The sequence below is a fragment of the Deltaproteobacteria bacterium genome, from assembly GCA_016208165.1.
GTDB lineage: Bacteria > Desulfobacterota > Desulfarculia > JACQYL01 > JACQYL01 > JACQYL01.
Map to the genome: position 1 here is coordinate 83,893 of JACQYL010000048.1, position 12,057 is coordinate 95,949.

General features: G+C 56.3%; 11 protein-coding genes. All 11 read left to right on the forward strand.

Translation table 11 applies throughout. The features are described from left to right. The first annotated feature begins 60 nt into the window (after positions 1 to 60). Positions 61 to 669, forward strand: coding sequence for a threonylcarbamoyl-AMP synthase (locus tag HY788_10330; GenBank protein MBI4774560.1), 609 nt, complete (start codon positions 61 to 63; stop codon positions 667 to 669). A 28-nt stretch (positions 670 to 697) separates the two neighbouring features. Next, the gene (locus tag HY788_10335) at positions 698 to 895 is read left to right on the forward strand and encodes a hypothetical protein (protein MBI4774561.1); all 198 of its coding nucleotides are present in this window, start codon (positions 698 to 700) and stop codon (positions 893 to 895) included. After that, complete coding sequence (locus HY788_10340; GenBank protein MBI4774562.1) at positions 883 to 1,971, forward strand: L-seryl-tRNA(Sec) selenium transferase; 1,089 nt, start codon at positions 883 to 885, stop codon at positions 1,969 to 1,971. The genes HY788_10335 and HY788_10340 overlap by 13 nt, the downstream gene beginning before the upstream one ends. 19 nt (positions 1,972 to 1,990) lie before the next feature. After that, positions 1,991 to 2,602, forward strand: a complete 612-nt coding sequence (locus HY788_10345) for a D-sedoheptulose 7-phosphate isomerase (protein MBI4774563.1) — start codon at positions 1,991 to 1,993, stop codon at positions 2,600 to 2,602. Further along, positions 2,592 to 3,548 (forward strand): hypothetical protein, encoded by a 957-nt coding sequence (locus HY788_10350; protein MBI4774564.1) that lies wholly within the window; start codon positions 2,592 to 2,594, stop codon positions 3,546 to 3,548. Before HY788_10345 ends, HY788_10350 begins: the two co-directional genes overlap by 11 nt. Before the next feature lie 221 nt (positions 3,549 to 3,769). Beyond that, positions 3,770 to 3,985 (forward strand): zinc ribbon domain-containing protein, encoded by a 216-nt coding sequence (locus HY788_10355; GenBank protein ID MBI4774565.1) that lies wholly within the window; start codon positions 3,770 to 3,772, stop codon positions 3,983 to 3,985. Positions 3,986 to 4,104: 119 nt separating this feature from the next. Further along, positions 4,105 to 5,040: a hydroxymethylbilane synthase gene (gene hemC, locus HY788_10360; protein ID MBI4774566.1), complete on the forward strand. Its 936-nt coding sequence runs from the start codon at positions 4,105 to 4,107 to the stop codon at positions 5,038 to 5,040. A 15-nt stretch (positions 5,041 to 5,055) separates the two neighbouring features. Further along, positions 5,056 to 6,585 (forward strand): uroporphyrinogen-III C-methyltransferase, encoded by a 1,530-nt coding sequence (cobA, locus tag HY788_10365; GenBank protein MBI4774567.1) that lies wholly within the window; start codon positions 5,056 to 5,058, stop codon positions 6,583 to 6,585. A gap of 126 nt (positions 6,586 to 6,711) precedes the next feature. Then, positions 6,712 to 8,004 carry a bifunctional folylpolyglutamate synthase/dihydrofolate synthase gene (locus HY788_10370; GenBank protein ID MBI4774568.1) on the forward strand — a complete coding sequence of 431 codons (1,293 nt, stop codon included), beginning with the start codon at positions 6,712 to 6,714 and terminating at the stop codon, positions 8,002 to 8,004. Positions 8,005 to 8,224: 220 nt separating this feature from the next. Continuing rightward, positions 8,225 to 10,222 carry a diguanylate cyclase gene (locus tag HY788_10375; GenBank protein ID MBI4774569.1) on the forward strand — a complete coding sequence of 666 codons (1,998 nt, stop codon included), beginning with the start codon at positions 8,225 to 8,227 and terminating at the stop codon, positions 10,220 to 10,222. A gap of 727 nt (positions 10,223 to 10,949) precedes the next feature. Then, positions 10,950 to 12,057: hypothetical protein (locus tag HY788_10380; GenBank protein ID MBI4774570.1), on the forward strand; the 1,108-nt coding region annotated here is incomplete at its 3' end.

Here is a 12,057-nt window from a genome sequence, read left to right on the forward strand (position 1 = left end):
CAAATCCGTTGACTTTTAAGGATGAAACCTCTATAGAAGCGTTCCATGTCAAAGAAGACCATGACATTGCGAATAAACAACGTGAATCCTCAAGGAAGGTTGCTTCGCCAGGTCGCCGCCGAACTGAAGGACGGGGGAGTGATCATCTATCCTACGGACACTGTGTATGGGATCGGTTGCGATCTCATGAACAAGAAAGCTATCGAGAGAATATATCAGATCAAGCAACGTCCCCAAGGCAAACCATTCAGTTTCATCTGTTCGGATCTTTCCGATATTGCCAGTTACGCAAAAGTGACCAACTATTCGTACAAGACCATGCGCCGTTTGCTTCCCGGTCCCTACACGTTTATTCTCGAAGGCACGAAACTGGTTCCGAGGATAGCCATGACCAAGCGTAAAACCGTTGGCATCCGGGTGCCCGACAACGCTATCTGCCTGGGAATTGTAAAAGAACTTGGCAACCCCATCATTACCACCAGCGCCACGACCCCTGAGGGGGAATCGCCGCCGGATCCGTACTTGATTGAAGAGCTGTTCAGGGGCAAGGTCGATCTGATAGTGGATGGCGGTTACCTGGTGTCCGGGCCTTCGAGCGTCATCTCACTCGTGGGAGAGGAACCGGAGGTCATCCGGGTCGGTCAAGGGGACGTCAGCGAGTTCGTATAACCGGACCTCGAGTAGGAATGGATCGATCATGTCCAAACAGGCCATCTTGAAAAACCTGCCGTCGGTAGACGAACTGCTTCGAGACGAAGATCTTGGCCAACTCACCAAGGGGACGCCTCGTTCTCTGGTCAAAGAGACCGTGCGACAGGTGCTGGAGAGCATTCGCCGCAAAATCCTCGAGGCGCCTGAGGGCGATGAGCCGGAGATTCGAGGATCGCTGAGTTGAGTTCACACTATTCGAACCTCGAGTTCGACTTGGACGCGGGCAGGCGCGGGTCGCGATATTCTCACGTTGAAGACGTCCTCAAAGAGCTTACGGGCGCCGAATCCGCCTTGGTTGTGAACAACAACGCGGCAGCCGTTTTCCTGGTACTCGAGACCCTGGCAAAAGGTCGTGAAGCGGTGGTCTCCCGGGGAGAACTCGTCGAAATCGGAGGTTCGTTTCGCATCCCGGACGTAATGGCCCGGAGCGGCGCTCACATGGTGGAGGTGGGAACCACCAACAAAACCCACCCCAAAGACTACGAGAATGCCGTCACAGAATCGACCGCCCTGTTTTTGAAAGTACACACCAGTAATTTCAGGATCATAGGATTCACACAGGATGTACCTCTGGCGGACCTCGTCAAACTAGGCGAAAAGCACGGCATCCCGGTCATGAAAGATCTCGGCAGCGGGTGTTTTCTGGACTTATCGAACTATGGGCTCACCAAGGAGCCTACGGTGCAGGAGACGATTCGCACAGGGGTCGACGTGGCCACATTCAGCGGCGACAAACTCTTAGGAGGGCCTCAGGCCGGTCTGATTCTCGGAAAGAAACGATTCGTGGATCAGGTGAAGAAAAATCCCCTGAATCGGGCCGTTCGCATCGACAAACTCACTTTGGCCGCCCTGGAAGCCACCCTGATGCTTTATCGGGACGAAGAGGAAGCCCGAAAGTATATCCCCACCGTGGCCATGATAACGGCTTCGGTAGAGGAGTTGAACAACAGAGCGCAACGTTTGAAACGCCGCATTCGAAACGCGATTCCCGCAGGGGTTGTGGATCTGGCGGTTGTTGACGGCTCGTCCAGGGTAGGAGGTGGCGCGCTCCCCGAAATGGATCTGCCCACCCGGCTAGTGGCTCTCACGCCCAAGGCCGGCCTGTCCGCGGCAAAGATCGAAGACCGCTTGCGGAGGCTTCCGTTGCCACTCGTCTGCCGCATAGAACAGGATCGAATACTGCTCGACGTGAGAACCATACTTGAATCGGAGCTGGTCGACGTGTGCAAGGCGCTCCAATCGGCGTTAGCTCCCCAATAAATGAAAGCGGAAATCCACTATGCACGATTGGGACAACCGGATATTGGAGCTAAGAGCGCGAACGGTGTTCGAGGAATCGATCTCGATAAAACAGGCGTTTATGAGAGAAGGGCTGGATCTGTTGGTAAAGGCTGCTAAAGTCATAGCTCTGGCCTTTAGCAGGGGTAATCGCTTGCTTTTGTTTGGTAACGGTGGCAGCGCCGCGGATGCGCAACACATTGCGGCGGAATTTGTAAACAGGTATCGGATGGAAAGGCCCGGCCTGCCGGCCGTGGCGATCACCACGGACTCGTCGGTTTTGACCAGCATTGGAAATGATTTCGACTTCGAATCCGTGTTCAGCCGACAGCTCAAGGCGTTGGGCCAAAAAGGGGACGTGGCGTGGGCCCTCAGCACCAGCGGAGGCTCGCCCAACGTACTTCGAGGTCTCGGCATGAGTCGGCAGCTTGGTATGTACTCGATTGCGCTTCTCGGGAAGGATGGAGGAAAAGCCGGCGAGCTTTCGGATCTGCCCATCATCGTCCGAGGTCTGGATACGCCCCGCATCCAGGAGCTTCACATCCTGGCGAGCCATGTAATCTGCGATCTGGTTGAAACCATCCTGTTTCAGGAGCCGTCCCATGGCCATTGATCCCATAGATTTGCGGGACCTTCGCACCACGAGCCTGTCGAGCCGAAAAAGCAAAGTGCATCTGTCGGATTTCGGCGCACCTTGGCAATGTGGCGGAACCCTTCGCGATTTCCTGAAAAAGCTCCCAAGTATTCTTGCCGCGGCCGATTTTAACGAGTTGGCGGAACGTATCGCTTGCGCGCGCAAAGCGGGCAAATCGATACTTCTGGCCATGGGGGCCCATCCCATAAAAGTGGGACTGAATCCGGTGATCGTCGATCTGATGGAGCACGGCTTCATATCGGGACTGGCCATGAACGGCGCGGGGATCATCCATGATTCCGAGGTGGCCATGGCGGGTAAAACGTCCGAAGACGTAGGCGCTGTGCTCGGAGAGGGCGGTTTCGGCATGGCGGAGGAGACGGCCACGCTGATCAACACGGCCGTGGAGTCCGGAACGGACGAAGGCATGGGACTTGGGGCCGCCGTGGGGCATGCCATCCTGAGAAAAAATCTGCCGTACAAGGACGTAAGCATCCTGGCTGCCGGCGCCCGTCTGGGCATTCCGGTTACGGTGCACGTAGCCATAGGCACGGACATCGTGCATATGCACCCGTCCTTTCGGCCCGACCGGACCGGGGCGGCTTCTCATCTGGATTTTCGCATTTTCGCCCGGCTGGTGTCCCAGTTGGAGGGAGGCGTCCTCATCAATCTCGGGTCCGCGGTGATTCTTCCCGAAGTGTTCCTGAAAGCCCTGAGCCTCGTTCGAAACCTGGGCCACCAGGTATCTCATTTTACCACGGCGAACATGGACTTCGTGCGTCACTACAGGCCCATCACCAACGTCGTCCAACGGCCGACCCAGGAGGGGGGCAAAGGATTTCATCTCACCGGACACCATGAAATCATGTTCCCTCTGCTTGCAGCCGCCATCCTCGAGGCGAGTTGCGATCCTTCGATCGGATGATGTGTTCCCAATCCGTCGCGTTTACCATTTCCGTGCGGACGGCCAACAACGAAGGTTGCGGTCGGAATAGATGAATGCCCATGGGGAGGGGGCGCCGACCTGAAGCGGCGGCGCGAAAAACGAGCGCAATTTGAATCTTCTGTTCCACGGTCCTTGAAACGTATTTCCTAAATGTATATTGTTTTTTACAGATATAAGCTGTTCGAAACGAGGAGGAAATCATGCCTATATATGAATACCGGTGCAAAGCCTGTGACTGCGAATTCGAAACACTGATCATCGGGTCCGCGGACACGGCGCAATGCCCCCAATGCCGGTGCGAGGACGTTGTTCGATTGATGTCCGCATGCAGCCACAAGAACGAAGGTAAATACGTGAGTTCCTCCGGCTCGGGATGCGGCGGTTGCTCGGCAACTTCCTGCTCGACGTGCCACTAGTCCTGCAAACGAAGGATACGTATTCCAAGCAAGACTGAGAGGTCTTGCTTTTTTATTGACAGGAAGCTATTGATGGATTCGTTGTGAACGGATACCCCACCGACAGGTGCCAACCTATTATGACATCGTTCAAAATCGCTACTCGGGGAAGCCCTCTAGCCTTATGGCAGGCGGAAGCTGTCAAAAAACAGTTGGAAGCCCGGCATCCTGCACTGCGCGTCAAACTGGTTCGTCTCAAAACGAAGGGCGATCGCATTTTGGACACAGCCCTGGCCAATGTGGGGGGCAAGGGGCTTTTCGTGAAAGAACTGGAAGACGCGCTGCTGAAGGGCGAAGCGGACTTGGCGGTTCACAGCATGAAAGACGTTCCCGTGGACCTTCCACAAGGGCTTATGCTGGGAGCCATAACGGAACGCGAGGATCCTCGCGATGCACTGGTGTCGACGTATGCCGTTACGTTGGAGGATCTGCGCCTGGGGGCGCGGGTCGGGACGAGTTCACTGCGCCGTCAAGCTCAGCTTCTGGAGAAGCGGCCCGACCTGGAAGTGGTCCCTGTTCGGGGTAATGTGGATTCCCGATTGTCCAGAATGCGCATAACCTATCTGGACGCGATCATCCTCGCTGCGGCGGGCCTGAAACGACTGGGGTTTGAAGATCGGATCAGCCGTATATTATCAACGGAAGAAATGTTGCCGGCCATAGGGCAGGGGGCCTTGGGGCTGGAGATCAGGCAGGACGACCCTCGGACCCTGGACCTTATATCCTTCCTGAACCATCCGCACACGGAGATTGCGGTTAAGGCGGAGCGTGCGTTTTTGAGACGGCTCGAGGGAGACTGTCAGGTTCCCATCGCCGCCAAAGGAACGCTTAGGGACGGCGCCTTGGATCTAACCGGATTTGTGTCGGAATTGGACGGCAGCCGGGCCGTTCGCAAGTCCGGTTCCGCCTCGCCCGAGGACGCGGACAACTTGGGCACAAGCTTGGCGGAAGCGGTCTTGGACGATGGAGGACGCGACATCTTAACTCGGTTTTATTCCATGACCGAATCGCTCTAACGGGAACACGAATCCATGACAAGAGGTATGGTCTATCTTGTGGGCGCCGGACCGGGAGATCCCGAACTGATTACTCTCAGAGCGCTCGATCGTATCAAAAGAGCCGAGGTTATCGTCTACGATTACCTTGCCAACGCGGCCATCATGGACCACGCGTCACCCTCGGCGGAACGCATATATGTCGGAAAGCAGGCCGGCCGGCATGCCCTGCCTCAGGAGGAAATCAATCTACTGCTCATACGTCTGGCGCGCGAGAACAAAATCGTTGTGCGCCTGAAAGGCGGAGATCCTTACATTTTCGGTCGTGGCGGCGAGGAGGCTTCCGAACTTCAGGCCGCGGGTATACCGTTCGAAGTCGTACCCGGCGTCACCTCGGCCATTGCCGTGCCCTCGTTTGCGGGCATTCCTCTGACTGACAGACGATGGGCGTCGAGCGTTGCTTTCATAACCGGTCACGAAGATCCCACCAAACCCGAGTCCAGCATCCGGTGGGACCGACTGGCCACGGGAGTGGACACGCTTGTTTTCCTGATGGGGGTTCGAAACCTGCCGGACATTGCCGGACAACTCGTACGGTTCGGGCGGCCCGCGGACACACCTGTGGCCGTGATCTATCGTGGCTCCACGCCCGAGCAAAGAACGGTCACCGGTACGCTGGATACCATTGTAGCCGCTTGCGAAAAGGCGGAAGTCAAGCCTCCGAGTATCATCGTGGTGGGCCGGGTCGTCTCTCTCCGTGACCAACTGAACTGGTTCGAACGCAGACCTCTTTTCGGGCGCACCATCCTCGTGACCCGAGCAAGACAACAGGCCAGCGAGTTCACCGCTCGCCTCGAGGAGTACGGCGCCGAATGCATCCTTTTCCCCACTATCGAAACGGCGCCTCCCGGTTCATGGGACGAAGTGGATCTGGCTTTGAATACCCTGTCCGAATTTTCGTGGCTGCTTTTTACCAGCGTGAACGGGGTGCACTACTTTTTCGACCGAATCCAAAAAAACGGCCAGGATGTGCGCGTGTTACACGGACTGAAAATAGGAGCCATCGGCCCGGCAACGGCCGACGCCATCCAGGCCAGAGGACTCCGCGTCGATTTCATGCCCTCCGAGTATCGGGCTGAGGGCATTATTGAGGAACTGAGACCGCGTTTGAAACCCGGCGAATGGATACTCATACCCAGGGCCAAAGAGGCGCGCGAGATACTTCCCCAGAAACTGGCCGAAGCCGGCGCAAAGGTTCACGTTGTAACCGCGTACGAGACCGTCATGCCCTCCGATCGGCTCGATGAAGTCCGCCGGCGCCTTAAAGACCATAAGGTCGACATGATCACGTTTACGTCATCCAGCACCGTGACGAATTTCATACAGATGTTCGAGCCCGGCGAAGCGGCCGGTCTTCTCGAAGATGTTATCGTGGCCTGCATAGGTCCCATTACCGCTGAGACGGCTCGGAAGCATGGTTTGAGACCCCGCGTTCAGCCGGAAGCCTACACCATTGACGACATGGTTGACGCTATCCTCGAATTTTTTCTTAAAGTTCCGACCTGATCCGACCGAATCATTGTTACAAAATGGAAATCGCGGGGGAAGACGTCTTTCGCCGGCTTCCGGCATTAGGATCGGGCCGGCCCTTCTCAATCGACCATTTCATACAGAGGCAAAAAAGCAATCCACATGGAAGACTATCGGCAGCTTCTTGATTGGGCTTACGACTTACAGAAATTCGGCATCAAGCTCGGTCTTTCGAATACTCGCAGTCTGCTGGACCGCCTAGGCAACCCGCACGAGGGGCTCAGGACCATACATGTAGGAGGCACGAACGGAAAAGGATCCGTATCGGCCATGGTATCGGCGATCCTGACCCAAGCAGGCTATAGGGTAGGGTTCTATTCTTCCCCTCACCTGGTGGATTTCGAAGAGCGATTCCGCATCGGTCCCGAAATGGTTTCCCGGGACCGGGTCACGGATCTTATGGCTCGAGTCAAAGCGGTGGTGGACCACCGGGAACCTCCCACGTTTTTCGAATATACAACGGCCATGGCGCTTTTGTATTTCCGTGAAGAGAGGACCGATCCGGCCATAATGGAAGTCGGTCTGGGGGGGCGGCTCGACGCTACGAATGTAATAGAACCTATGGTCAGTATAATTACGAACATATCCGTGGAGCACACGGAATATTTGGGCGCTACCATCGAACAGATCGCCTATGAAAAAGCGGGCATCATCAAACCCGGAGTGCCTGTGGTCTCCGCAGCAAAACAACCCGAGGTGATCCGTCTGTTCGAAGAGACTTGCCGGCGTCAGAAAAGCCCGTTCTATCTGGCCGGTCGTGATTTCAAGATCCTGCAAGAACAGGAGCTAAGCACGTATGAGGGATTCGAACGGCGCGTGACCGGACTCCGTCCCAATCTCGAGGGGCCGATTCAAAGGCAGAATATGTCCCTCGCCCTGGCCGCCCTGAGCCTGCTCGATCCGAATGGTTTTCCCTGGAATGAAGACGCCATCCGTGAAGGGCTGTCCCGGGTTTACTGGCCGGGCCGTTTCCAACTAATGCACCGGGATCCCATAGTAGTCGTGGACGGGGCCCACAATCCAGGGGCGCTGGTGAGCCTGAAGGAAACGCTGGAGGACCGGTTCCCCGGAAGGAAGATCGTACTGGTGCTCGGCATTATGCATGACAAGGACATCGCTGAGATGATGGGCATCATCGCCCCTTCGGCCTACGAGATCATCTGCACCAGACCGGCCTATGCCCGGGCCGCCGAACCGGGCGTGCTCTACCGGCACGCACGGCAAGTGCATCCCCGCGTTTACATGACGGACCATCTGGGGGATGCCGTGGACCGAGCCATGGACAGGGCCGTTCAACTGAATGGAGTGGTGGTGGTTGCCGGCTCGCTATTCACGGTTGGAGAGACGATCGCCTGGTTTCGATCGCGGCCGAACGTCCGGAACACCGGGACCTGAGCACTCGGGTGTGTCGTTCCGACACGCGCCCATGCCAAAGACGATTGAAGGAAGTGCGGCGAAATGTTCCAGAAGGATTCCCCGGTAGAAAGCACTTAGGCTATTCCGGCAACGGAATGCTCGTTCGATACCATGGGGGCGGTGCGAATTCCATCGAACCGGCTCCCCGGAACAACGTTGTTCCGCGCTATGCACCCGAAGCTCTCGTTGGAAAGTTGCTATGCCTGAGACCGAAGAGAAGCTGGAGAGCAAGAAAAAAACCATACATCGAAATCCCGAGAACTCCGGTATCAAGGCTGGAAGTTTTCATTTCCCATGGCGTGGCGCCAAAAGCAGGCTTTGGACGAATTTTGTACTGGTGTCTGTAAGCATCTTTGTCGTACTCAGCCTGATGTATCTGGTGGCGCGTCACTTGTTGTTCAGCGAACTAAGCCAGCGCGCGGTTGGCGTGGCCCTTGCCACGGCCTCCGGCGTAGACCTTGAAGATCTCGACCGGATCCGGACTGCGGAGGACATCGACAAGCCTGAATATGTCCGGGTCCAGTCCTTTTTGAAGCGCATTTCCGATTCCAATCAAGACGTGGTCTGCCTATGCATGATCCGTCCGGTTCCTACAAACGTGTCCGGACGGGTAAGGTACGTGTACGTTGCGGACGACAAGACGAAAGATCTCAACGGCAACGATCGCTTCGAGAGAGATGAGGTCAGACACCTTCCCGGAGCACTTTTCAACGATTCGAGTCACGGCAGTTTGAACAAGGCGAGGTACCATCCGGTTGCCGATACGAACTCGTATTTCCAGTCCTTGAGACACGTTCAGATTTCGGCCTACTCTCCTATAAAGGACGCGCGCGGCGACACGGTTGCCGTCGTGAGCGTCGGCATTTCGTCGGATTCGGTCCGTAAGCGACTGGCCCACTTCCAGATATCAACCCTCGCCGTCTGGGCGCTGCTCAGTGTGTTGGCGTTCTTTTTCTCAGGAATCACCCGAAAACGGTGGGTCGGTTATCTGTTTGTGTCGGCCATCATTCTGGTTCTCTTTACCTTCCTTTACATGGTCGCGAGAAGGGCGATAATCAGTGAAATCAGGTACCATGCCATGGGCGTGGCCATAGCCACGGCCGCCGGCATCGATCCGGAAGAAGTAAACGGCATACGGAAAGCCGAAGACGCGGGAAAGGCATCGTACTTTCGCATTCAAGCATTCATGCAGCGCATAGCGGATACGAATATGGACGTGCGCTACGTCTACATCATGCGAAAATCGACGAAAGCCGACGCGAAGGCCACGGACTATGAGTACGTAGTGGACGAGGCCACTTTCGACCAGAACGGAAACGGCGCCATCGATCCCGAAGAGGTGGGGAATCCACCGGGCGCCTATTACGACGCATCATCCTTTCCTCAATTGTTGGCGGCCTGGTATCAGCCGGCCGCCGATTTGGACGTGACTCCGGACCCGCCCTATCCCGACCTCATGTCCGGCTACGCTCCGATCAAAGACAAGCATGGCCACACCGTAGCCCTAGTGGGAGTAGATGTGATCGCGGAAGTGGTCGGCCGGAAGCTATTGGCGATTCGCACCGTCATCCTGATTGTGTACCTGACCCTGACCTTGCTTACCATCGCCGTTCTCCAATTGTATTTTCAGAAGCGAGCCTTGCTGGAAGAGCGTGATGAACTCATCTCGGAACTGGAGAAGAGCAGGGAACGGTACAAACTGCTGAGCATTACCGATGAATTGACCAAACTGTACAATCAGAGACATTTCGGCGATCAGTTGACCGAAGAAACACATCGGGCCCTCCGATATGGGCATCCGCTGTCCTTGCTCCTGATGGATATCGATGATTTCAAACTCTACAATGACACGCACGGGCATGCGGCAGGAGATATGGTTCTCGAAGAACTTGGAAGGGTCATTAAACAAGAACTCCGAGCTTCGGATTCGGCCTATCGTTACGGAGGCGAGGAATTCATTATCCTGTTACCGGAAACCGATGCGGAACAGGCCGTTTCCGTTGCGGACCGGCTCAGAAAAGACTGGAGGGAAACCGCTCTCTCCCGGGAAGAGATCGATAACGCGGGACGCGTTACTCTGAGCATCGGCATCGCGGCATACAACCCGGGAGAAGACCCGGCTGAATTCGTGAAGCGCGCGGACGGCAATATGTATACTGCTAAACGCCTGGGCAAGGACAGGATCGTATTCGCTTAGCCCGAAGAGAGAAGGCCGGCAGGGATCGATCGTGATGGATGGGTGGCCCGGACTACTTGTTGTCCGGGTCGGACGACAGGAGGTGACCGTACGTCATAAATCGGAAGGTTGCATGGTTCGGACAACGAGCCGTCCCTCCGCCCGGAGTGGTTCAATGCCGGGGGAATTCAATCACCACCCGCGTCTGGATATATCGGTAGGTTGGGTTAGCGAGCGATGCGAGCGTAACCCAACGTATTGGATTTGTTGGGTTTCGCTGCGCTCAACCCAACCTTGTATATTGCAGCCATCGATGATTGGATTCGATTCAGCCCGGATGTACGGAACCTGGGGACAGCGTTTCATTCAGGGGTGGCGCGGACAACTCGTTGTCCGCGTTGCGCAGCAACAAGAGGTCCGACGCGGCCTATGGCGTCACACAGCCCTGCGAGTTATGAAGTACAGTCACCTTTTGTCCTTGGACCTGGGTACAGGAGATGTTCCGTAATTTGTACAAGGGCCGGGTTCGCCAGGGCATAGCGGGTCGACGCCTGGTTTGAACCCCCCCCCCACGGAACCTGCGATTCCCCGACCGTCGGGGGAGAGAGTCAAGGCGAGGGGCTTAAACGGAAAAGTGCTGTAGGGTGCGCACGCGTCAGGGCATACCGCAGCGAAGCCTGATCGCGCACCATAGGGTTTCTTTTCAACATGCTTGCGGAATGACGCAAAAACTATTTCAGGAGAGACCATGAAAATCGGCGCTTTGGTGCCGGCCCGCCTGGGGTCCAAAAGACTGAAAAAGAAAAACATCAAGCCGCTCGAAGGCCGGCCTCTGATCTGCTGGACCCTGGACGTCCTGCTGAACTCGGAAGTCTTTTCGGATATTACCGTTTCCACTGAAAGCGACGAAGTCGCGGACGTGGTGCGGCACTTCTATTCCGGGAAGGACGTTCGAATACTGAACAGGCCGGAAGCGCTTGCGGGTGATGATGCTCTGCTGACCGACGTGCAGCGGCACTATCTGGACCATCGCCCCCAAATGGAATGGTCCGGCTTGTTCATGCCCACCTATCCCTTCCGGAAGGTCGACAAGATCCACGAAGCCGTCCATCAGATCCTCACCCGGTATCCCTGGCGGGTGGAATCCATGACTTCCCACGAAACCGCCAGCATGGACTACTACTTTCCCGTGGAAAACGGCGTGAAACGGTTCTTCGCCATGCCGCCCATCTACTGTGCGTGCAACGTATGCACCTACCTGTTCCAGCACAGGAACTGCATGGAGGACCTGTGGGGCCGTTATGGGCTCGCCATAACGGAACGCGTGTACAAACTCCATACGACCCTGGAAGAAGCGGTGGATATCGACACCGAGGACGACTTCCGGACGGCGGAAAAGGTGGCCCGGGGAGGGAGGTTTGTTCCCGAAAGGCTGATGGAGCACGATCTGGGGGAGTGGCTGGCCATTGCGCCCGAAGGGGTGGACATGGAAGCTTATCTGGACTTTGTGGGCAGAGAGCGATTCGACGACCGGTCCCAACCCATCCTGGTGCTGGAGAAGGCTCATCCGCCCATGAGCTTCTTCCGGATCTGCGACGGGAATATCCGATCCTACTGGATCAGCCGCGAGGCCCAAACTTTCCTCCATTCCGACCGAGTAAAGCGCACGGGCAACATGTCGTACATGCCCGAGCACTTTCAGCACAGTCCCGGTTACAGGTTCTTACGAAAACCGACACACGGCGGCCGGACCAACTATCTGTTGGATTCGGATGCGCTCGGGATACTGGTGGGTATCGGCTCCGGCCTTGGACTCGATAGCGTTATTCCTTCTGACCGAATCGTGCATGTGGGGG